The 22,399-nt window shown below is 65.9% G+C and carries 20 protein-coding genes; 7 read left to right on the forward strand and 13 right to left on the reverse strand.

Annotated features, from left to right (window positions below; translation table 11 throughout):
- Positions 1-48 precede the first annotated feature (48 nt).
- Together NLR35_RS18350 and NLR35_RS18355 are read right to left on the reverse strand one after the other, a co-directional pair.
- On the reverse strand, positions 49-2,061 hold the full coding sequence (locus NLR35_RS18350; RefSeq protein ID WP_257167921.1) for a bifunctional diguanylate cyclase/phosphodiesterase: 2,013 nt from the start codon (positions 2,059-2,061) through the stop codon (positions 49-51).
- Positions 2,062-2,248: 187 nt separating this feature from the next.
- The gene (locus NLR35_RS18355; RefSeq protein ID WP_257167922.1) at positions 2,249-3,121 is read right to left on the reverse strand and encodes a DMT family transporter; all 873 of its coding nucleotides are present in this window, start codon (positions 3,119-3,121) and stop codon (positions 2,249-2,251) included.
- A 125-nt stretch (positions 3,122-3,246) separates the two neighbouring features.
- On the opposite strand from NLR35_RS18355, the gene NLR35_RS18360 reads away from it, so the two are divergent.
- Complete coding sequence (locus tag NLR35_RS18360) at positions 3,247-3,492, forward strand: hypothetical protein (protein ID WP_257167923.1); 246 nt, start codon at positions 3,247-3,249, stop codon at positions 3,490-3,492.
- 199 nt (positions 3,493-3,691) lie between these two features.
- On the opposite strand, the gene NLR35_RS18365 is transcribed toward NLR35_RS18360, so the two are convergent.
- Both NLR35_RS18365 and NLR35_RS18370 read right to left on the reverse strand, forming a co-directional pair.
- Positions 3,692-4,417, reverse strand: a complete 726-nt coding sequence (locus NLR35_RS18365) for a beta-ketoacyl-ACP reductase (protein WP_257167924.1) — start codon at positions 4,415-4,417, stop codon at positions 3,692-3,694.
- 272 nt (positions 4,418-4,689) lie between these two features.
- Positions 4,690-5,868, reverse strand: a complete 1,179-nt coding sequence (locus NLR35_RS18370) for an acetyl-CoA C-acetyltransferase (RefSeq protein ID WP_257167925.1) — start codon at positions 5,866-5,868, stop codon at positions 4,690-4,692.
- 380 nt (positions 5,869-6,248) lie between these two features.
- On the opposite strand from NLR35_RS18370, the gene phaR reads away from it, so the two are divergent.
- Positions 6,249-6,848, forward strand: coding sequence for a polyhydroxyalkanoate synthesis repressor PhaR (phaR, locus tag NLR35_RS18375; RefSeq protein WP_257167926.1), 600 nt, complete (start codon positions 6,249-6,251; stop codon positions 6,846-6,848).
- Between the two features lie 39 nt (positions 6,849-6,887).
- Here the strand turns inward: phaR and NLR35_RS18380 are convergent, their stop codons facing one another.
- Positions 6,888-8,555: a bifunctional diguanylate cyclase/phosphodiesterase gene (locus NLR35_RS18380; RefSeq protein WP_257168026.1), complete on the reverse strand. Its 1,668-nt coding sequence runs from the start codon at positions 8,553-8,555 to the stop codon at positions 6,888-6,890.
- A gap of 307 nt (positions 8,556-8,862) precedes the next feature.
- Between NLR35_RS18380 and NLR35_RS18385 the strand changes: the two genes are divergently transcribed.
- Positions 8,863-9,141, forward strand: coding sequence for a hypothetical protein (locus NLR35_RS18385; RefSeq protein ID WP_257167927.1), 279 nt, complete (start codon positions 8,863-8,865; stop codon positions 9,139-9,141).
- Between the two features lie 18 nt (positions 9,142-9,159).
- Here the strand turns inward: NLR35_RS18385 and NLR35_RS18390 are convergent, their stop codons facing one another.
- The 3 genes from NLR35_RS18390 to NLR35_RS18400 all read right to left on the reverse strand — a co-directional run bounded on the left by NLR35_RS18390 (position 9,160) and on the right by NLR35_RS18400 (position 11,130).
- Positions 9,160-9,924, reverse strand: a complete 765-nt coding sequence (locus tag NLR35_RS18390) for a hypothetical protein (RefSeq protein WP_257167928.1) — start codon at positions 9,922-9,924, stop codon at positions 9,160-9,162.
- Positions 9,925-10,106: 182 nt separating this feature from the next.
- Complete coding sequence (rpmF, locus tag NLR35_RS18395; protein WP_006610266.1) at positions 10,107-10,289, reverse strand: 50S ribosomal protein L32; 183 nt, start codon at positions 10,287-10,289, stop codon at positions 10,107-10,109.
- A gap of 169 nt (positions 10,290-10,458) precedes the next feature.
- Positions 10,459-11,130, reverse strand: coding sequence for a biosynthetic peptidoglycan transglycosylase (locus NLR35_RS18400; RefSeq protein ID WP_257167929.1), 672 nt, complete (start codon positions 11,128-11,130; stop codon positions 10,459-10,461).
- A gap of 187 nt (positions 11,131-11,317) precedes the next feature.
- On the opposite strand from NLR35_RS18400, the gene NLR35_RS18405 reads away from it, so the two are divergent.
- Positions 11,318-12,238 (forward strand): polyprenyl synthetase family protein, encoded by a 921-nt coding sequence (locus NLR35_RS18405; protein ID WP_257167930.1) that lies wholly within the window; start codon positions 11,318-11,320, stop codon positions 12,236-12,238.
- Positions 12,239-12,253: 15 nt separating this feature from the next.
- Positions 12,254-12,946 carry a DUF1345 domain-containing protein gene (locus NLR35_RS18410; protein WP_257167931.1) on the forward strand — a complete coding sequence of 231 codons (693 nt, stop codon included), beginning with the start codon at positions 12,254-12,256 and terminating at the stop codon, positions 12,944-12,946.
- On the opposite strand, the gene NLR35_RS18415 is transcribed toward NLR35_RS18410, so the two are convergent.
- Positions 12,947-14,857 carry a caspase family protein gene (locus NLR35_RS18415; protein ID WP_257167932.1) on the reverse strand — a complete coding sequence of 637 codons (1,911 nt, stop codon included), beginning with the start codon at positions 14,855-14,857 and terminating at the stop codon, positions 12,947-12,949.
- 221 nt (positions 14,858-15,078) lie between these two features.
- Here NLR35_RS18415 and NLR35_RS18420 point away from each other — a divergent pair, with 221 nt between their 5' ends.
- The gene (locus NLR35_RS18420) at positions 15,079-15,453 is read left to right on the forward strand and encodes a nuclear transport factor 2 family protein (RefSeq protein ID WP_257167933.1); all 375 of its coding nucleotides are present in this window, start codon (positions 15,079-15,081) and stop codon (positions 15,451-15,453) included.
- Between the two features lie 30 nt (positions 15,454-15,483).
- Complete coding sequence (locus NLR35_RS18425) at positions 15,484-17,091, forward strand: Na+/H+ antiporter (protein WP_257167934.1); 1,608 nt, start codon at positions 15,484-15,486, stop codon at positions 17,089-17,091.
- 1,074 nt (positions 17,092-18,165) lie between these two features.
- Here NLR35_RS18425 and NLR35_RS18430 read toward each other — a convergent pair.
- The 4 genes from NLR35_RS18430 to NLR35_RS18445 form a co-directional block, all read right to left on the reverse strand.
- Positions 18,166-18,678 carry a GNAT family N-acetyltransferase gene (locus tag NLR35_RS18430; protein ID WP_257167935.1) on the reverse strand — a complete coding sequence of 171 codons (513 nt, stop codon included), beginning with the start codon at positions 18,676-18,678 and terminating at the stop codon, positions 18,166-18,168.
- A 495-nt stretch (positions 18,679-19,173) separates the two neighbouring features.
- A complete protein-coding gene (gene ispG, locus NLR35_RS18435; protein WP_257167936.1) occupies positions 19,174-20,463 on the reverse strand; it encodes a flavodoxin-dependent (E)-4-hydroxy-3-methylbut-2-enyl-diphosphate synthase in 1,290 nt (429 codons plus the stop codon).
- Positions 20,464-20,476: 13 nt separating this feature from the next.
- The gene (locus tag NLR35_RS18440) at positions 20,477-21,430 is read right to left on the reverse strand and encodes a DMT family transporter (RefSeq protein ID WP_257167937.1); all 954 of its coding nucleotides are present in this window, start codon (positions 21,428-21,430) and stop codon (positions 20,477-20,479) included.
- A gap of 320 nt (positions 21,431-21,750) precedes the next feature.
- Complete coding sequence (locus NLR35_RS18445) at positions 21,751-22,242, reverse strand: Fur family transcriptional regulator (protein ID WP_257167938.1); 492 nt, start codon at positions 22,240-22,242, stop codon at positions 21,751-21,753.
- Positions 22,243-22,399: the final 157 nt, after the last annotated feature.

A 22,399-nucleotide genomic window follows, 5' to 3' on the forward strand; every position in this document is an offset into this window, starting at 1 on the left:
GTTTTCCGAAAGATCATGCTCGAACAAGAGATCAGATCATAATCTCGTTCAAGCGCTCGCACCGGCCAGCTTGGCGCCGGCGGGCTCGGCGAAGCGCTGACGCTCTCGGGCGAGAAAGCCGAAGACTGCGTCAGCCGGCATCGGCTCGGCGAAGTAATAGCCCTGGATGTAGTCGGCCCCCAGGCAGCGCAGGCTGTCGAGCTGCTCCTGCGTTTCGACGCCTTCGACGACGCAGGAAATCTCCATGTCGGCGCACAGGCCGGTCAGCGACTTGATGATCTTGTGGCTGACCGGATTGGCGTTGACGTCGCGCACGAAGCTGCGGTCGACCTTGAGCTTGTCGAGCGGCAGCCGGTGGACGTGGCTGAGCGACGAATAGCCGGTGCCGAAATCGTCCAGCGAGATGCCGCAGCCGATCGCCTTCAACGCCGCGATCGACTCCTCGGCGCGGGCGAAATCGAAGGTGACGGCGGTCTCGGTGATCTCGAACTCGATGCGGCGCGGCGGAACGCCGCTGGCCTGAATGATGGCGATCAGCGGCAAGATGCCTTCCGGCGAACAGATATCGTGCGCCGAGAGGTTGAACGACATCTGGATGTCGTCGGGCCACATCCGTGCCGCGGCCAAGGCCTTCACCAGGAGAACGCGGGTGAGGCTGCGGATGACGCCGATCCGCTCGGCGGCCGGAATGAAGCTGGAGGGCGTCACGACGCCCAGCTTCGGACTGTGCCAGCGCGCCAGCACCTCGAAGCCGGTGGTGCGCGCGTTCGCAGCATCCATGATCGGCTGGAACACGAGCTCCATTTCGGACTCGAAATCCGCCGTGCGCAGCAGATGCTCGATCACGCTGCGGCTGCGTATCTCGGCCTCGAGCTCGGTCGAGAAGATGATCGCCTGGCCGCGCGCGCGGCGCTTGGCATGGTACAGCGCGTAGTCAGCGCATTCATAGAGCGCATCCGCCGCCATCGCCGAGCGCGGATACATCGCAAAGCCGGTCGAGCAGGACAGACCGGTATGCGTGGTGTCGAACTGATAGGGCAGCTTGATGAGATCGGTGATCTCGCGCCCGAGCGTCAGCAGATCCGCATCGGTCGGATTGCCGACGACGATGAGGCCGAACTCGTCGCCGCCGAGGCGCGCCAGATGGACCTGGGCTCCGCGGGTCTCGCAGACATCGCGAACGCGGCGTGCCGCTTCCATCAGCACGCGGTCGCCGACCGTATGCCCATAGGTGTCATTAATCGGCTTGAAGCCGTCGAGATCGATGATGCCGACAGCAAGCCGCGTGCCGTCGCGCTCGGCCTCGGCAAAGGCGGACGTGAGCTCGGAGAAGAAGCGGCGCCGGTTGGGAAGATCGGTCAGCGAATCCAGATTGGCCAGCCGGAAGTTCTCATCCGACAGCGCCTGCGTCGCAGCCTGCTCGGCCAGCAATGACTTGCGGCTTGCGACCAGCGCAGCGAAGTCGCGGTAATAGATGAACAGCACCGTCACCATCGCGCCCGAGACGAGCAGCTGATTAACCGCGATCGCGCGCAGCGCGGGGACGCCGGTCGACATGAAGAAGATCACGTAGGGGACGATCACGACCAGCGTCACGATCAGCGCGGCCGAACGCAGATGCATCAGGCAGAAGATGATGCCGATCACCGTCACGGCCATGTAGAATGCGACCTGGCCCTTGGCGAACGGATCGCCATAGGGAAACAGCGCGAACGACCAGACCACGAACAGCGCGCCGATCGGCCCGGCGATCCGGTTGGTGACGCGCAGATTGCGCAGCACCTCGGCGTCGCTGCTCAGCACCTCGCCCTGTCGCAACCACCACAGCATGCGAACGCCGGTGATCGTCGACAGCAGAGCCGGCACCGACACCGTCAGCCATGTCGGCGCCAACGGCAGGAACGTATATGCAAGCGCGAGACTGTTGGTGATCAGGATGAAATAGAGCAGCGGCACCTGCTTGGAGAAGGCCTGGAATTGCGCGCGCGTCAGCTCGGGATTGTCGGCGGGAACGCGAAACAACTGCCCCGCGCGGGCCATATAATGTCTCACGTCCGGCATTCGCCGCCCCGTTGTCAGCACCATTGCGGGCAAAGTCTCGCGCATCACCGGTAAAGGCTGGGTTAGGTGCAGACGGCGCCAAGCTCCAATCGGCGGTTGCAAGCTACCAGCAAGCGGCCGCACCGGCTCCCGGGTTAAGCGCACATCAAGGATAACGCGCGTTCGCCATGCCGTTCCGAGCGCGCCGTCAGCGCCGGCGCAACAGGAACATGTCCTTCGCCGCGACGAGGCCGCCGCCCGCGATCAGCAAAGCCGCGACCGCGATGGCGGCGCTCGGCCGGGCATAGCCGGCGACGATCAGGAACGCGGTCGACAGTAGCGGCGTCGCATAGGATGCCGCCCCGAGCACGCGAATGTCGCCGCGCTTCATCCCGATGTCCCACGCGTAGAAGGCCGCACCGACCGGGCCGATGCCGAGCCCGGCAACGGCCAGCCACTGTGTCGCATCGTCTGGCCAGACCGTATGCTCGACGGCCAGATGGACCAACGCAGCGAGCGCGGATGTGGCGAGACAGAATCCCGCGACGGCATCGGTGGGCACCGCCTTCAGACGGCGCGACAGCACCGAGTAGATCGCCCACACGAAGGCCGCGACGAACGCCGCGAAGAGCCCCGGGAGCTGGCTGGCTGCGAAGCTCGCGCCATTGCCGATCAACAACAGCGCCGTGCCGACGAGCCCGAGCGCGGCGCCGATCACGTGATGAAGCGCGAGCCGCTCGCCGGGCAGGAAGGCCGAGAACAGCACGATCAACAGCGGCCAGAGATAGTTCAGCAGGCCGGCTTCCGCAGGCGGAGCAAAGCGCAGTGCCAGGAAATACAGCGCGTGATAGCCGAACAGGCCGCCGACGCCGACGACCCACGCCATCGCCGGCTGCCGCAGCACCTGCGACACATTGCCCCGCTGCAGGACAGTCAGCATGCCGACGATGCCGCCCACCGCAAAGGTCATCGCGGCGAGCTGAAATGCGGGGATGGCACCGGTGGCCACCGTCAGCAGGGCGAGCAGCGACCACATCAGAATCGCAGTCAGGCCAATGAGGGTCGCGGTACGCTGGGACATCAGCCGGTCGTGGGCGGGCGAAAGCACGTCATCCGCGCTCAATAGCGAATCCCGATCGCTTCGTCGCCATCGGTTTGCGCCACAATCGTCAAAATCGAGATGCGCCTCGGCTAGTCTAGATCGTCATGTCGGGAGCGCACGCGAACGGGCAAGCGCTGGACGAACATGGTGGGCAACTGCTCGAAATCCGGCGCATAGCCGCCATCGCGATAGTCCCGTTCGGTGATCCGGCGATAGGTCTTACCATCAGTGACGGTGACTGTCTCAGCGCCTCCATCGAGGCCTTTGTGGCGATGGAGGCCGCGAAAAGCCCCCTCGCCCGGGTGTGGCGTTACGACAACCTGGGCGACGGCCGATTCGCCGATGAGTGAAACTGCCGCAACGACTGCCAACCACGGAAATGGAAGCCTCACCGCGTCACGCCTCTGCGAGTAGAACAACGAGCATCATTCGACAAAGATAAAAGCCTGGATGCGCGACCGCATCCAGGCAGCAGAACGGTTCAGGTCCAAGCCAACATCGCAGGTCGGAGCGCAATGTGTGGCGGCGCGCCAATATCACGCCAGCGTATCACGCCATGTACTGGCCGCCATTGACCGACAGGGTCGAGCCGGTGATGGCGCCGGCTTCGTCGGCGGCGAGGAACACGACGGTGCGCGCGATCTCCTCGGGCTCGCCGAGTCGGCCGACCGGAATCAGCGGCAGGATCGACTTCTCCAGCACCTCCTTCGGCACGGCCTGCACCATCTCGGTGTTGATGTAGCCGGGGCAGATCACGTTGACGGTGATGCCGGCCTTCGCGGTCTCCAGCGCCAGCGCCTTGGTGAAGCCGATGTCGCCCGCTTTCGCGGCGGAGTAGTTGACCTGGCCGAATTGTCCCTTTTGGCCGTTGATCGACGAGATGTTGATGATGCGGCCGAATTTGCGCGCGCGCATGCCCTCGATGATCGGGCGGGTCATGTTGAACAGCGAGCCGAGATTGGTGTTGATGACGGCGCTCCACTGCTCCAGCGTCATCTTGTGGAAGGCCGTATCGCGCGTGATGCCGGCATTGTTGATCAGCACGTCGATCGGCCCGAGCTCGGCTTCGACCTTCTTGATCCCCTCGGAGCAGGCCTCGAACGAGCTCACGTCCCATTTGTAGACGGGGATCTCGGTCTCACTTTTGAACTTCTCCGCCGCGGCATCGTTGCCGCCGTAATTCGCCGCGACCTTGTATCCTGCCGCCTTCAGCGCCTTGCTGATCGCCGCACCGATACCGCGCGTCCCCCCCGTCACCAACGCCACACGTGCCATGTCGAATCCTTCCCTCGATGACTGTTCGTACGACGACAACCTCTGGATGTCGACGTACCGACCTGTTGTTTTTGGATCATGTCCGCCCTTGCGGCAATCAGCTTGCCGCCCAGACATCCATGGTCGTTCAACTCCGTTTTTTTAGTGGTCGATTATGCGGCGTGTTTGACGGACATCAAGAACAAAACGCCCGGCGAGATCGCCGGGCGTTGATCTTTAGTTGAGCTGCAGGAGATTGCGAGACTGAACGGTTCGCAATCAGTGCCGCGTTTTTAGTCGCGTGCAACGCACAGTGCGATGCCCATGCCGCCGCCGATGCACAGCGTGGCCAGGCCCTTCTTGGCGTCGCGCTTCTGCATCTCATGCAGCAGCGTGACCAGCACGCGGGCGCCGGAGGCACCGATCGGATGACCGATCGCGATGGCGCCGCCGTTGACGTTGACCTTGGCCGGATCCCAGCCGAGGTCCTTGTTGACGGCGCAGGCCTGCGCCGCGAACGCCTCGTTGGCTTCGATGAGGTCGAGGTCGGCGATGTTCCAGCCGGCCTTCTTCAGGGCGGTGCGCGACGCCGGGATCGGGCCGGTGCCCATGATCTTCGGGTCGACGCCGGCCTGCCCCCAGGAGACGATCCGCGCCAGCGGCGTCTTGCCTTCCTTGGCCGCCTGCTTGGCGGTCATCAGCACGACGGCCGCTGCGCCGTCATTGATGCCCGACGCGTTGCCCGCGGTGACGGTGCCGTCCTTCTCGAAAGCCGCGCGGAGCTTGGCCATCGCCTCGAGCGTGGCGCCGTGACGCGGATACTCGTCGGTGTCGACGACGGTGTCGCCCTTGCGGCCCTTGATCGTCACAGCCGCGATCTCGTCCTTGAACTTGCCGGCCTTCTGCGCGGCCTCGGCCTTGTTCTGCGATGCAACCGCGAACTCGTCCTGCTGTGCACGCGTGATCTGATATTGCTTCGCAACGTTCTCGGCGGTGTTGCCCATGTGATAGCCGTTGAAGGCATCCCACAGACCGTCCTTGATCATGGTGTCGACCAGATCGAGCGAGCCCATCTTCACGCCGGCGCGCAGATACTGCGCATGCGCCGCCATGCTCATCGACTCCTGGCCGCCGGCGACGACGATGTCGGAATCGCCGTTCTTCAGCGCCTGATAGCCGAGCGCCACCGAGCGCAGGCCGGAGCCGCACAGCTGGTTGATGCCCCAGGCCGGACTGTCGACAGGAATGCCTGCGGCGATCGAGGCCTGGCGCGCCGGGTTCTGGCCCTGCGCCGCGGTCAGGATCTGCCCCATGATGACCTCGGAAACGCGGCCCGGCTCGACGCCGGCACGCTCCAGCGCGGCCTTGATGGCGACTGCGCCCAGCTCATGGGCCGGGACACTGGCGAACGCACCGTTGAAACTTCCAACCGCGGTGCGGGCGGCGCTGACGATGACGACATCGTCCGACATGGGCATCTCCTGAGGTTCTTGATCTTGGGTGTGAAGGCGAGGCTTGAGAGCGTGGGCGATTTGAGACGAAAGCGAATATCTCAGTTCATGGTTGTGCCGGCCGTCCGCAAGCCCCGGCTGGGCGGGCGCAACCTTCGCCGATCATCCTGTTAACGTCGTTGCGACATGTCAATCGGCGGCACCCGCAATTCCTGTTGCGGCGCACGCAAATTGGTGCGCTTGGCCGTTTCATGGGCAAGATTTCTGCTGCGGGATTAACCGTTCCGCACAAAACCGTAGCCGAACTCGCTCGAAAGTGATTACGTTATTGCATTGCGTAGCTCTTCGCCCCCGCGGCAGCGCCGCAGGGTTCCCTGTTCTCGGTTTGCATGTGTGAGCTCATGGCGAAATCTGACCAACCCACCACGATCAAGAAATACGCGAACCGGCGGCTCTACAATACCGGGACGAGTACATACGTGACCCTGGAAGACCTGGCCTCCATGGTTAAGAACGGCGAAGACTTTCTGGTCTACGACGCCAAGACTGGTGACGACATCACCCGCTCCGTGCTCGCGCAGATCATCTTCGAGCAGGAGAACAAGGCCGGCCAGAACCTGTTGCCGACGACATTCCTGCGACAGCTGATCCGCTTCTACGGCGACAGCATGCAGATGGTGGTTCCTAAATACCTGGAGCAGTCGATCGATACGCTGACCAAGGAGCAGGAGAAGTTTCGCAAGCAGATCGCCGACACCTTCAGCGGGACGCCGTTCGCTCCGCTCGAGGAGCAGGTGCGTCGCAACATGGAGCTGTTCCAGCAGACCTTCTCGATGTTCAAGCCGTTCGCGCCTGGTGCGGTCCGCGCCGAGGAGAAGGCCGCTGAGCCCGCTGCCGCCGCCGCCGACGACAACATCGACGAGCTGCGCCGCCAGATGAAGGAAATGCAGGACCGGCTCGACCGCATGTCGGAGCCGAAGAAGGACGAGCAGCAAGGCTGAGGCTTGCCGCTTGATCCGCGATTGGAGGCCGGCGGCTGATCAGCTCGCCGCCGGCAATTCCGCCCTGCCGTGCGCGATCCACGGCCTGTCGGTCGAAGCAAGGCCGATCACCCGCCCCTGGATGTAGTCGCAGCCCCAGTCGCGCAGCAGCGCAACCGACGCCTCGTCCTGCACCCATTCCGCCACCGTCTTGATCTGCAGCCGTCGCGCCAGCTCGACCAGCGTCTGCACGAAGGCGCGGTCGTCGGCCGAACGCGCCAGATTCTGCACGAAAGCGCCGTCGATCTTGACGATGTCGACGCCGAGCTTGCGCAGGTTGCGGAACGAGGTGTGTCCCGCGCCGAAATCGTCGATGGCGATCCGGCTGCCGAGATCCTTCAGCCGTGTCACGAAGCCGCGGAGATCGTCGATGTCCTGGATCTCGACCGTCTCGGTGATTTCGACGATCAGCCGCTCGGCGACGCCGGGATGGGCGCGCATCATCGACTCGATCGAGGCCCACCAGTCCGGATCCATGGTGGTCTCCGGCGAGATGTTGAGGCTCAAGGTCACGTGCGGCGTGCTCGCGAGCTCGGCGACGACGAGCTCCAGGATGCGGTGATCGACCAGGCGGATCAGGCCGAGCCGCTCGGCGACTGGCACGACATCCGGCGCCAGCAGAGCGCGGCCGTCATCCTGCCGCATCCGCACCAGGCACTCATAGAAGGCGGGCGCGAGCGTATTCGCATTCACCACCGGCTCGAACGCCGTGACGATGCGCCGCTCGTTCAGCGCGGTGACGATCTCGTCGGTGACGCGGATATTGACCTTGCGTTGCGCATCGCGCTCGACATTCGGCCGCCAGGTCGAGAACGAGCCGATGCGGCGCCGCTTGGCTAAATCGAGCGTCTCATGGGCGCGATTGACCGCCTCCTCGACCGAGCGGGCATGGCGCGGCACGCTGACTGCTCCGATCGTCGCGGTGACCGCGACCGGACCTGACTTGGTCGGCACCACATCGTCGCGAACCGCCGCGAGAAATCGCTCGGCGGCCACGGTCATGTCGTCCATGGTGCAGTTCTTCAGGATGATCCCGAACTTGTTGCCCGAGAAGCGTCCCAGGGCATCGCCGCCGCGCAGGCGCGCGCGGATGCGCTGGGCAATTTCGAGCACCACACCGTCGGCGACGTCGAAGCCGAATGCATCGTTGATGCGCGCGAGATGGTCGATACCGACCAGCATGAAGGCGCAGGAGAAGCGGAAGCGCTGCGATTCCTCGATCACTTCGGCCAGCGTCGCCAAGAGATGCGTACGGTTCAGCTCACCGGTGAGCGGGTCGTGACGCGACAGTTTGAGCAGCTGCTCCTCGCGGGCGTGCCGCTCGTTGTTGATGCGCACGATGCCCTGAGCGCGCGACGGCCGCCCGTCCGGGCCGGCGAACCAGCAGCCGGTCTCCTCGACCCAGATCAGCTGCGCCCCGGCATGGGTCCGGACCCCATATTCGATCCGATAGGGCGTACCGCCGGCGCCGTAGAGCGGCGCGGCCTGGCGCATGACCTCGGAACGGATGTTGCGGTCCGGCTCGATCAGCTTGCCGAATTCGGCGCCATTGCAGAGCTGCGGCAGCGGCACGTCGGCAAACACCGCGCCGACATGATCGCTCCAGACGATCACGTCGCTCGCCAGATCCCAGACGAAGGCGGCTTGGCCGAGGGAGGCCAGGATCATCGAGGTCTGTGGCAAATCGGATTTCAAGATCGCCTCGTTCTGGAACAAGCCGGCGCAGCCCGGCGTCGATAGCAGGACAGCCGCCGCCTACCGTTGCGAGCGGCGGCGGCGCAGTTCGCGAATCAGACTACGCATCTCTGGTTAACGGAGAGCATGCCGCCGCGACATCCGCGTGTCCGGACAGCATCAACCATCTTTCGCCTCGGACGGACCCGGCGCGCTGGGCGCGGCATTGGCTTTGCGAGGTCGGGTGGTGAAAGGCTCCGGCGTCCCATAATGTGACAAGCGCGCCGGGTGTGGTGGGACCATGTTAACGATTGATCAGGACGAGGCTGCGGAGGGAGTGCACGAGGCGTCGCGGTCCCTGGCGCTGCTGCCGGGCACGCGGAGCTCCGATCGCCGCGCGACGGTGATCCGGGCCGCGCGTCCCGATGCCGGCTTCGTCACCCAGCTGATCGCAACCGCCGAGCACTTGCCGCAGACCCGCACGCTCCGGCGCGCGGCAGCCGCGGACGTCCACAGCGCCTATTCGGCACGGCTTCAGCCGGTGATGCGGGCGGGCGATCGAACCCGGGAAGTCATCTGAGCGGCGCCCGTCGGCGCCTCAGGATTTGGGAGTCTCGGATTTAGGAGTCTCGGACTTTGGAGTCTCGGGCTTAGGGGTCTCGGCTGTGTGCGGCTCTGGCGCACTCGGAGTAGCGGCCTCGGTCTCCTTGACCTCCGCGACCCAGCCGGTCGGCTGCACAGGCGCCGGCCTTGGAACCGAGCGATCGAGCAGCACGGACTCGGCGACCGAAGCAGCAGCCGGCACCGCGTCGGTGGCAGGCTCCACGACGGGCGCCGGAGCGGGAGGCGCTTCAGCGTGATGAATGTCCGACGCCACAGGCTCTTCAGGCTTGATCGGCTCTTCGACCGGCTCGGGCTCGGAATGAGCGACAGGCTGCTCGGCCGCCGCCGGCGGCGTCACCGGAACAGGTGCGGCGACCACCGGACGGGGGGCGCGCTTGGTGCGCAACGCGATGCCGCCGAAGAAATCGACCATCGCCAGCAGGGTGAGCAGCAGGAAGGTGGAGTTGCCGAACTTCTTCCACATCGCGAATTCGGCCGCGGCGCCGCCGAACACCAGCAGCGACAGCAGGTGGTCGGTCAGATATTTGCCGTTCGGCTTGGCTGCCTTGATGACCTCGAGCAGCAGCAGCAGCACGCCCAGCGCCAGCAGCATGTCGCCCAGCGAGATCGTCCAGAGCTCGCCGGACGGAAGCTGCAGGCGCAGCAGGATCTCGCCGAACTCGACCCCCGGCATCAGGAAGACGATCATGTTGTAGATCGCCAGCGGGATCAGCAGCAGCGGGAAACCGACCATGGACATCGGTTGGAGCCTTATGGCGCGGGCGGCGGACCCGCCACGGAATCAATTGGAAGACTATGACGGCGAGACGGGATCACGCAGCACACAAGCGGAAGCGGTCCCGGCGAATCACGTCGCGCGGGACCGCTTTCAACCCCATCGATGGCCGAATTCGGGCAGCTTGGAAAGCGGCCCGCGGGCAATCAGGCGTCTTTCTTCTTCAGGACCTGGCGGCCCTTGTACATGCCGGTCTTCAGGTCCAGGTGATGCGGACGACGCAGCTCGCCGGAGTCCTTGTCCTCGACATAGGTCGGCTTCTTGATCGCGTCAGCCGAGCGGCGCATGCCGCGGCGCGACGGCGAAGTTTTTCTTCTGGGGACGGCCATATCGGTATCCTCTAGGGGTATTCGGAAGGCATCGTCCGCGAAAGGGACGGCTGCAGCCATGAAGCTGGCGAGCCCGGATGCCGATCAAGGCCGCGCTTATAGAGGAAGGGTTGCGGCATGGCTAGGGCTCTCCGAGGCATTTTTGGCCAAATTTCACCCTCGCCCGACCTCACCGCCGGTCGCCCCAGCAGGTCTGAAGCGCCGAGGCCTGCGCCCGGACCATATAGGTGGCCGACAGCCGCCGCACCCCGGGCCCCGGCGTCCGTGCGCTGCGCCGGACCGGATTCGGCAGGATCGAGGCCATCAGCGCCGCCTCGCGCGGTCCCAATCCCGCCGCCGAGCGGTTGAAGGCATAATTCGCCCCCGCTTCCACCCCGAACTGGCCGGACGGGCCAAGTTCCGCGATGTTGAGATAGATCTCCAGAATGCGCCGCTTGGGCAGGACGAGGTCGATCCACAGCGCCAGCGGCAGCTCCAGGGCTTTGCGAACGTAGCTGCGGCCCTGCCAGAGGAACAGGTTCTTGGCCACCTGCTGGGTAATGGTCGAGCCGCCACGGCTGACGTCGCCGTCCTCGGCGTCATCCATGACCTCGCGCAGGGCTCCCCAGTCGATGCCGTGATGGCTGCAGAATTTGGCGTCCTCCGCCGCCACCACCGAACGCGGCAGATACGGCGACATCGCCGCCAAGTCGATCCAGCGCCGCTCCATCGGCTGGCCGGTGACCGTCCGCCACAGCATCAGGGTCGAGACCGGGTGACCTCCGGCATAGAACGGCGTCAGCGCATAGGGCACGAGCAGCACCAGCACGACGACCAGGAGGATGGTTCTGACGGTACGCAATGGCAGGCGTCGCTCGCGTTGGACCGCGCTGGGGGCGGCCGTGAGGGCCGGATGATCCGACATCTCCATGAGGTTTCCCGATCTTTTAAGCCATTAACCGGCCGAAAGCCGCTGCCGTCCCCGCAATTGACGAAGTCGCCGCCATCAACGATTGTCCGGCGAATTTCGCCCCTGGAGCTCTTCTTAAATGACTGCGACGGCCACCGACTTCACCCAACGCCTGGACAAGACCGCGGAGGAGACCGAAGCGTTGCTCGGCGAGCTGCTGTCGGACGCGCCGATGGCCGACGAGATCGCCCGGCCCAAGCGGCTGATCGACTCGATGCGCTATTCCAGCCTCGGCGGCGGCAAGCGGTTGCGCCCGTTCCTGGTGGTCGAGAGCGCCGCCGTGTTCGGCGTGCCCCGCCGCGGCGCGCTGATGGCCGGCGCCGCGCTCGAATGCATCCACTGCTACTCCCTGATCCACGACGATCTCCCGGCGATGGACAATTCGGATCTCCGCCGCGGCCGTCCGACGCTGCACAAGGCCTATGACGACGCCACCGCGATCCTCGCCGGCGACGCGCTGCTGACGATCGCCTTCGACATCATCACCCGCGACGAGATCCACCCCGATGCCGGCGTGCGCCTGGCGCTGACCCGGGCGCTCGCCCGCTGCGCCGGTGTCGGCGGCATGGCCGGCGGCCAGATCCTCGATCTCGCCGGCGAGGGCCGGTTCGGTGATCGCGATCCGGTCGACGTCGCCCGCGTGCAGCAGATGAAGACCGGCGCCCTGCTCCGCTTCGGCTGCATCGCCGGCGCCCTGCTCGGCCAGGCCTCGCCGGCCGAGTACCAGGCGCTCGACGATTACGGCCGCGCGCTCGGCGAGGCCTTCCAGATCGCCGACGACCTGCTCGACGTCGAGGGCGATGCCGCCACGCTCGGCAAGCCGGCCGGCGCCGACGCCGAGCTCGGCAAGACGACTTTCGTCACCCAGCTCGGCATCGAGGGCGCCAAGCAGCGCGTGCGCGACCTGCTCGCGCGTGGCGACGCCGCGCTGTCGATCTTCGGCGCCAAGGGCGACGTGCTGCGTGCGGCCGCGCACTTCGTCGCCGAACGCAAGAGCTGAGCCGAGACCGCGCGGTTGAGCGGACTTCATCCAGACGATCCCGCGCTGGCGCGCTTCGCGCGCCTGCCGCGTGGATTGCGCATCATCTATGCGCGCCCCCGCACCTTCATGTCGCTCGGCATCGCTGCGATCGCGTTTTTTCTGCTTCCATCCGCGCTGCGGCTGATCACGCGGCTCCTGATCAGCTGGGACATCTTCACCACGATCTATCTCGCGCTGGTCGCGGTGATGATGTTGCGCAGCGAGCATGAGCACATCCGCCGTAAGGCTGTCATGCAGGACGACGGCCGCTTCGTGATCCTGCTGGTCACCGCGCTCGGCGCCTTCGCCAGCATCGCGGCCATCGTGTTCGAGCTCGGCGCCTCCAAGCGCGACGCCCCGGCGCTGACGCTGGCGCTGCTGACCGTCTCGCTCTCCTGGGTCGCGGTGCACGCGACTTTCGCCCTGCATTACGCCCATGACTACTATCGCGGCGCCAAGCCGGGCGGACTGCAATTCCCGAGCGGCGACAAGGACGAGCACGCCGACTACTGGGACTTCGTCTACTTCTCCTTCATCATCGGCATGACCGCGCAGGTCTCCGACGTCGGCATCACCGACAAGGTCATCCGCCGCACCGCCACCGTCCACGGCATCATCTCGTTCGTCTACAACACCGCCCTCGTCGCGCTGATGGTCAACATCGCCGCCAGCGCGATCTCGTCCTGATCAATTGCACACCTCGGCGGTGGCGTTGACGCCCGGACCGCCGCCGCCGCGATATTCCAGCCGGCAGCCCTGCCTGACGGGACGGCACAGATAGGCGTCGCAATAGATCTGGCCAGACGACGGCTTCGGACGCGCCTGCGCCTGGGGCCTCGGCGGAGCAATGCTCGGCGCCATTCCGATGCCGACGCCGAGACCACCGCCGCCGACACCGATCCCGACGCCAACGCCGACATTCGGAGCCGGCATCGGCATGCCCGGCTCGGGCGCCGCACGAGCGCCGCGGCGACGCGACGGCACGTCCTCGTCGTCGCTGGCGTCACGCTTGGCGACCGGCTTCTTCTCGCGCCGCTTCTCGCATTCATTGTCGTCGTTCACGAACGAGCCCTCGGCGCAGACGATGCGCGTGCAGCGGTCGCCGTCGGATTTATAGCCGTGCTGACAGACCAGCGGGCAGACGCGGGCCTGCTTGAGCTTGATCGTCTGCAGCGCATCGGCCGAAGCGGCCTGGGTGTCCAGCTTGGTGCCGGCATAGCGGTTGAACTGCGACAGCGACCGGCGCGAGGCCGAGCCCCAATCGCCATCGGCGTCCTCGGTGAGGCAGCCGACGCGGCGCAGCTCGAGCTGCACCGATTTGGTCAGGTCAGCCGGCTGCGAGGCCGGCGTCAGCGACGCGACCTGCGGCCCCTGCTGCGGAGCTGCCGCCGGAGACGTCGCCGCGCGCGGATTGTCGGCCGCCGCGAGCTGCTGCTCCTGGCGCTTACGTTCGGCGTCGGCGGCCTGCTGCTGCGCGAGCTGATTGGCTTTTTCGGCGGCCTGACGCGCCTGCTCGGCCGCCTTGGCCTCGGCCTCCGCCTTGGCGAGCGTATCCTTGCGCGCGCCTTCGGCCGCGAGCCGCGCCCGCTCGGCCTCCGTCGCGCGGGCCTTCTCAGCCGCGGCGGCGCGGTTCTCCTCGGCCGTCAACTTCTCGAGCTGCAGCTTGGCGAGGCTCGCATAGAAGCCGTCCGGATATTGCGCCAGGAAGGCGTTCAGCGCGCCCTTGTTGCCGACCTGCATCGCGAGCTCATAGTCGCGGCGGATATCGGCCTGCGGATTGGCGGGCGGCGGAGTGACCGGCATCTGCGTGACGACGCGCGGCACGCCGGGCACCAGCGGCACGTCCTCGCCGCCGAGCGAGCCGTACACGAACGGCTCCTGGCGATTGCTGGTCGATTTCAGCACCTCGTCGCGGACGAAGCCGAACGCCTTGCGAACGTCGAGGCCGGGGGTCGCGATGTGCCGCGACAGCGCCAAGGTGAACGGCGAGTTGTTGCCGTCGCCGTCCTGGGCGGTGGAGCCGGCCTTCGCGGAATAGGCGATCAGCGTGTTCGGGCTGGTCGGCTCGACCTTGGCGAGGCCGCGTCCGAGGCTGCGCGTCGCCACCGTGCGCTGCATGTTGCGGGTAAAGGGATTGTCGCGGCAGGCATCGAGGATGACGAGCCGCAGCTTCTTGGCGGGCTCGACGGCGACCAGGATGCGGTCGAGCGACAGCGTCTCGTCATAGACGTCGGTGTCGCGCTCCAGCCGGGCATCGATCGGGATCAGATAGTTGGAGCCTTCGACCTCCATGCCGTGGCCGGCATAATAGACCACGGCGATGTCCGCATCGCGGGCGGCGTCGGCGAAATCGCGCAGGGCCCGTCGCGTCTCCCGCGCGGTGAGATCCCGCCGGTAATCGACGACGTCGAAGCCGGCATTCTTGAAGGTCTGGGTCATCACCGCGCCGTCATTGGCGGGGTTGGTCAGCTGCGGCACATTCTGATAGGCGGAATTGCCGATGACGAGCGCCACCCGCTTCTCGGCGAGCGCGGGGTGGCCGGCCAGCAGCAGCGCTGCCGCCAGGATGTAACCGCCCAATCGAATTGACCACGACATCGTTATTCCCCATCGCCGTTGGGAGACCTGCCGGCTCTGCCTATCAGACGGCCGCCCATTCGCCTTGTGACCGGGATCACGCAGGCGTTATTCCCGCAAGATCCCGCTGCGGTCAGTTTATTTCTGTCGACGGAGCATCGGCCGCAGTTCATGGCTTGCCAAGCCCGCATTTGCATCGAAAATGCGATGCTTGTTTGTCCGCGGGTTCCAGGGAGTTGGCCATGAGCGCAGACCGTTCCACCGTCGAATCCGTCGTCCAGGGCTATTTCGATGCGCTCTATGAGGGCGACGCCGACAAGCTCGGCGCGGTGTTCCACCCGACCGCCGATCTGCGCTGGGTCGAGAAGGGCGAGCTGAAGGTGCTGACCGTGCCGGATTGGCTGGCCTGGGTGCGCAAGCGTCCCTCCGCGAAGGCCGAGGGCAAGCCGCGCGAGGATTTCATCGTCACCATCGACCGTTCGGACGACAACACCGCCTTCATCAAGGTGCGCTGCCAGCTGCCGCCGCGCTACTTCACCGACTATCTCGTCGCGATGAAGCTCGCTGACGGTTGGCAGATCGTCTCGAAGTCCTATCGCTACGACCTCCGGGATTGAGCCCGGCGCAACGACGCCCGGCTGTCTGCGATGGAAGCTCATTTCCAGATATTCCTGATCCTGCTGGCGGTGCTGGCGGGAACCGCGCTCATTGCACGCCGGGCCAATCTGGCGCCGGCGATCCTCTTGATGCTCGCGGGCATCGCGCTGGCCTTCGTGCCGAGCATGCCCGCCTTCACGCTGCCGCCGGAGCTGGTGCTGCTGGTGGTGCTGCCGCCGCTGATCTATTCCTCCAGCGTCGCGATGAGCTGGCGCGAGTTCAAGCGCAATCTGCGGCCAATCGTGTTTCTGGCGGTCGGCTGCGTGCTGTTCACCGCCTCCATGGTTGCGGTCGCGACGCACTTTCTTCTCGGCCTGCCGTGGAGCCTCGGCTTCCTGCTCGGCGCGATCGTGGCGCCGCCCGACGTGGTGGCCCCGCTTGCGATCGCGCGGCGGCTGCATCTGCCGCGCCGGGTCATGGTGATCCTGGAAGGCGAGGGCCTGGCCAACGATGCGACCGCGCTGATCCTGTACCGCTTCGCGGTGGCGGCGATCATGACCGGGACGTTTTCGTTTCCCATCGCGGCCGGCGAATTCGCGGCGATCGTCATCGGCGAGATCGCCTTCGGCATCGGCGTCGGCTGGCTGATGCTGCGCGCCCGCCACTATTCGCGCGACCCGCAGGTCGAGATCACGCTGTCGCTGCTGACGCCCTATCTGGCGTTCTGGATCCCCGAGCATGTCGGCGGCTCCGGCGTGATCGCCACCGTGGCCTGCGGACTCTACATGAGCTGGAACGGTCCGCTGTGGATCTCCTCGGCGACGCGTCTGCAGGGCGTGTTCTTCTGGGACCTCGTCGTCTACCTGATCGAGGGCATGCTGTTCCTGCTGACCGGCTTCCAGATGCGGCTGATCTACGAGAAGTCGAAGGTGTTTCCGCTCGACGACATCATGATCGCGACCGCGCTGGTGGTCGCGATCGTCGTGATCGCGCGCTTCGCCTGGACCTTTCCCGCAACCATCCTGCCGCGCGTTCTGAGCCGCTCGCTGCGCGCCCGCGATCCGCTGCCGCCATGGCAGCAGACCTTCATCATCGGCTTCACCGGCGTGCGCGGCACGGTCTCGCTCGCCACCGCGCTGGCGCTGCCACTGACACTCTCGACCGGCGACGCGTTTCCCTATCGCGACGAGATCCTGTTCATCGCCTTCGGCGTGATCTTCTTCACGCTGATCGGCCTCGGCCTGACCTTGCCGCTGGTGGTGCGCCGGCTCGGCGTCGGCCGCACCGGACGCGCCGAGCACGTCCGCGAGCACGAGCAGGAGATCGCGGCGCGCCGCGAGGTGCTCGACCGCGCGCTGAAGTCGCTGGAGACGATGACGAACGACCGCGAGCTGTCCGACGAGGTGGTGCGCCTGCTGCGGGCCCGGCACGAGGTGCGCGTCAATCAGTTGCCGGAGACTCTCAATCCCGATGACTACGATGCCTCGGCGCTCGGCATCGAGCTGACGCGCGAGCTGATCGGCGTCGAGCGCAAGACCATTCATGCCATGCTCCGCGACGGCCAGATCACCGACGAAACCCGCCGCCGCATCGAGCGCGACCTGGATCTGGAAGAGGCGAGCCTCGCCAACCGGGAATATGGGCAGCTGCCGTTGTAGGGCGTGAGTGACCGAACACGGTTCTCTCCACGCGTCATTGCGAGCGCAGCGAAGCAATCCAGGGGCTGCGCAAAGACTTTGGATTGCTTCGCAATGGCGGCAAATGGGGCACGGACTCTTCTCAGCCACCATCTCCGCTGTCATCGCCCGCGCAGGCGGGCGATCCAGTATTCCAGAGGCGGCGCGGCTTATCACAACTGCCGCGGCGTACTGGATCACCCGCCTGCGCGGGTGATGACACCGAGGTTGCCTGACGCGCACGCTAAAATCGCTGACATCAGTCATGATCTCACGATCTCGCGGCGCGCTGCGCCCGAGTTATGGTGGCTCGCCGCCCTCTCTCATCAGAGGGCGCAGGGAAGGCCGGGCCCCGACTGAGGCCCGTGGCCCGCCTGCGGAAAAAAATGCAGGCGGCAGGTACCACAGGTTCAGCCGGACAAGACCCGGCCCTCCCTGCGCGATGGTTTTAACGGCTGCTTCGCACTCTCCCCGGGGACCGGCTGTCTTGCCCCCGTCACCGGCGGATCATCCCCGCCAGCTTGGCCTCAGCATCGGGAGGCCAGGACCATGCGACTTGACCGTCCGCGCCATGACGTTCGTCCGCGAGCCCTCTAGGGCCTGCTGCGCCACGTCGCGTCCACCGCATCCCCGCCTCCACGTTCGTGACGATCGCGAAGCGCCCCTCGTGAGTGAGGCGGGACGGGCGGAAAGATCGATCTGATTTGCCCGACGGCACAAGGCCTGATGGCTGCGACATGATAACGCGACGGGCAAAACTGAGCTTCGCAGCTGCTGGCGATGTGGCGCGAAGAACGGCCGATGATGACCCGATCGCCGACCACATCCTGTCGTCCCGGCCTTGAGCCGGGACCCATAAACACAGGGAGGCGTGATAGCTAAGAAAGCAGCTCCAGCCTGCCCGACAACTGAAGCCGGTGGTTATGGGTCCCGGCTCAAGGCCGGGACGACACTGTTGGTGCGGCAACACCTCGACAGCAAACTCGCCCTTGTCTCACGCGCTCCCACCAGCCAGCTCAGCGCTGATGCTCACCGCCACAGGGCCGGCAGCCTCACTCACCGCTCGATCATCCAGCGCGTCACGGCCTGGTGGTAGTTCATCGGGCCGGGCACCGTCTTGTAGGTCTTCAGATAGCGGAAGCCCGCTTTCTGCAGCGTGCGGTTGGGCGCGGTGTTGTAGGCGTTCGGTTCGCAGAACAGCTGCTTGAGCTGGAGACGGTCGAAATACAGATCGATGCTGCGGCGGACGCATTCGGTGCCGAGGCCGCGGCTGCGCAGCTCGGGCTCGGTGATATGCAGATGCATGTGGGCGCGGTTGCCGAACACGATGCGGTCGCAGCTGGAGAAGCCGATCGGCCGGCCGTCCAGGCGCCAGATCAGCAGCAGAGCGGCCCGATTGGGGAGCGGCGTCTCGTAGAGGGTCTTGAACAGGCCGGCCCACACCGGCTTCGTCGGCATCCGCGTCGGATCGATGCCCATCAGGTCGAGCTGCTCGATGCTCGACGAATAGAAGTAGTCGATGACGACAGCCGTCTCGGCAAGCTCCATTTCCCTGACGTCGAGAGTCATCGAGGCATCCTCTTCAGCAGGCCTCAAGGTGCTGATCATGCGGGCAGCAGTGGGGCGGCGCGGCCTGCGGGAAAGTTTCAGAATGAGGCGAGAGGGACAAGCAGCTGTGAGTTGTGAGGATGAGACAGCCTCGCCCAGCAACAGGTGTGAGTTGTCGCACCGGGTGTTGCGGCCCTCTTGCCTCTCCCCGTTCTTTGCGGGGCCGCGACGAGCTTCGCTCGCGCTGAGAGGTCGGATTGCGCAGCAATCCGGGTGAGGGGCATGGCACGAATAGGGCCAGGTGCAAGGGTCTATCGGACGGGCACGACCGCTGCTGGCCGATGTGGAAGTATTGCGCTGATGGATTCGCAAGCTCGTTGCAGGGAAGCGGCACCGCCCGCGCGGCTGCCCCTCACCCCAACCCTCTCCCCGTGAAGAACGGGGAGAGGGAGCGCACCGCCGCTGTGGTGGTGGCTCCATACGGACGCTGATGCCTGACAGGCAAACGCGCCCGCCCTACTCCGCCGCGGTCACGCTCTCCGGCGCTTTCGCACCGCTGCCGTAGCGCTGGTCGATGTAGTCGATGACGAGCGCCTTGAAGTCGGCGGCGATGGTGGGCCCGCGCAGGGTGCGGAACTTCTTGCCGTCGACGAAGACGGGCGCGGCCGGGGCCTCGCCGGTGCCGGGCAGGGAGATGCCGATATTGGCGTGCTTGGATTCGCCGGGGCCGTTGACGATGCAGCCCATGACGGCGACGTTGAGGCCCTCGACGCCCGGATATTTCGACTTCCAGCTCGGCATCTCGTCGCGGATGAAATCCTGGATCGAGCGCGCCAGCTCCTGGAACGTGGTCGAGGTGGTGCGGCCGCAGCCCGGGCAGGCCGCGACCAGCGGCACGAAGGTGCGGAAGCCCATGGTCTGCAAGAGCTCCTGCGCGACCTGGACTTCGAGGGTGCGGTCGCCGCCGGGCTCCGGGGTCAGCGAGATGCGGATGGTGTCGCCGATGCCCTGCTGCAGCAGGATGCCCAGCGCAGCCGAGGAGGCGACGATGCCCTTCGAGCCCATGCCGGCCTCGGTGAGGCCGAGATGGATCGCGTAGTCCGAACGCGCGGCGAGGTCCTGATACACTGCGATCAGGTCCTGCACGGCCGAGACCTTGGCCGACAGGATGATGCGGTCCTTCGGCATGCCGAGCTCTTGCGCACGCTCGGCCGAATGCAGCGCCGACTGCACCATGGCCTCGCGCATCACCGCGCGGGCGTCGCGCGGGTTCGCGGACTCGGCGTTCTCGTCCATCAGCTTGGACAGCAGCTCCTGGTCGAGCGAGCCCCAATTGGCGCCGATGCGCACCGGCTTGCCGTATTTGTTGGCGAGCTCGATGATGGTCGAGAACTGGGTGTCGCGCTTGTCCTTGAAGCCGACATTGCCGGGATTGATGCGGTACTTCGCCAGCGCCTCGGCGCAGGCCGGGTAGTCGGTCAGCAACTTGTGGCCGATATAGTGGAAGTCGCCGATCAAGGGCGTGGTGATGCCGCGCTTGTCGAGCTGCTCGCGGATGTGCGGGACGGCCGCCGCGGCCTCGTCGCGATCCACGGTGATGCGGACCATCTCCGACCCGGCGCGCGCCAGCGCTGCGACCTGGGCCACCGTCGAGTCAACATCGGCGGTGTCGGTGTTGGTCATGGACTGGACCACGATCGGCGCCCCGCCGCCCACGGCGACGTTGCCGACCATGACTTTGGTGGTCTGATGCCGGGGAGCGGGTCCGGCGACATCGTTCTGGGTCACTGTCTCGGGCTTGTTCATGGGCGCTCGGATATCAGGTTTTGGTGACAGTCAGCAATGGATCAGTCGCGGGGGCGACCGCGCGGTTCGGGCGGTTTACGAGAAAAAGCCCAATGATCACAAGCACGGCGGCGAGGCCAAAGGCCAGCGTCAGGGCGTCATGCAGGATGAAATAGCTCGCCACGACCCCGAATAAAGGGGTGATGAAGGTAAATGCCGATAATTTGCTGGCCGAATAGACCTTGATCAGCGCGAACCAGATCGTGAAGGTGGTCCCGACCACCCAGATCGCCTGATAGGCGAGGAGGCCGAGGACGAACGGACTGGGAACCTGGGTCAGCCGCTCGCCGGCGATCAGCGCCGCCGCGGCCATGATCGGGACAGAGACCGCAACCTGGTATCCCAATGCCCGCTCCGGCGCGATGAAGCGCAGCCGCGTTCCCTTGATGAACACCGTCGTGACGCCCCACAGCAGGCCGCCGCCGACCACCAGGAGGTCGCCGAGCAGGACCCGGCCGTCGACATTGGCCTGGGGGATGCCGATCGCCAGCGCCACGCCGGCGAAGCTCATCGCGAGGCCGCCCCATTGCGCCGGGCCGAGCCGCTCACCGAGGAAGCGGAACGAGCCGAGCGCGACGAAGAACGGCGCGGTGTACAGGAACACGACGGCGCGCGACGCCGAGGTCAGCAGCAGGCCCTGGTAGATCAGCACGAACTCGAAGCCGAACAGCGCGCCCGCGATCAGGCCGAGCCATAGCGTGCCGTCGCGCTCGAACATCTTCACACCGCGCAGCTGCGCGAAGATCAGCAGCACCGGCAGCGCGCCGGCCGAGCGGAAGGTCGCCTGCAGCATCGGCGGCACTTCCGGCAGGGAAAGCTTGATCGCGATCTGGTTGAAGGCCCAGGACAGGCAGAGCACGAGCGTGACGGCGATGGCGCCCGGGCCGAGCGGCCGGGTCGCGGCGGACGAGGGGGACGTTGCGGACACGAGGACGTTGGCTCCCGGAGCGGTTGTTTGTTTTGGACCGCGATGAGTGCGGTCGGCGTGTCTTTGCTCGCGACAATCAGGCGAACGCTGGGCCGGGAGCGGCGGTCCCCAGCCTCTCCCCGCGCGCGTGGAGAGGCCGGATTGCATCGCCAGATGCAATCCGGGTGAGGGGGCTCTCCGCACAGTCGGTGCGTGCGGCGGCCCCTCACCCCAACCCTCTCCCCGTGAAGAACGGGGAGAGGGAGCGCACCGTCGCCCGGGCGACAGCTCGAATACGATGATCGGTCGCACGTGTACACCTTGCGGCGCAGTGACTGATCTCACGCCGCCTTCTGACAATGCGCGCAGAGACCGGTGATCTCGACCACCGACATCTTCGGCAGGAACCCTGACGCGGCGGCGGCGCTTTTGAGGCTCTCAGCGATCGGGGCAGCCGGAACCTCGCCGACGGCGCCGCAGCTTTCGCAGATCAGGAACGCGACCAGCGCGGTCTGCTCGTGGTCATGCGCGCAGGCAAGGAAGGCGTTGCGGCTTTCGATGCGGTGGACCAGGCCGTTGGCCATCAGGAACTCGAGCGCGCGATACACCGTGATCGGAGCGGGCCGCGTTCCCGCCTTGGCGAGCTCCTCGATGATCTCATAGGCGCCGAGCGGGCGGTGGCTGGACAGCAGCGCTTCCAGCACCTGGCGGCGCTGCGGCGTGAACTTCTGGCCGCGCTGGGCGCAGACGCGCTCGGCATGATCCAGGGCATCGGCCGCGCAGCGGCCATGATCGTGGTCGGGCGCCGGAAAAGTGGGTTTTGCGAGGGTCATTGGCTGCAATCTAGCATCTCGCGCCGCTCTCGCCAAAGACTGCCGCCAAGCCATGCATTTTTGCGGAACAAGGCCGCTTGGAAACACCATGAAATATTCATAAGCTTGCTTATTATATTCCAGGCTCATTACAGCCAAAGCTTAGGTTCCCTCCGTC

It is taken from the genome of Bradyrhizobium sp. SRS-191, from assembly GCF_024586915.1.
Classification (GTDB): Bacteria; Pseudomonadota; Alphaproteobacteria; order Rhizobiales; family Xanthobacteraceae; genus Bradyrhizobium.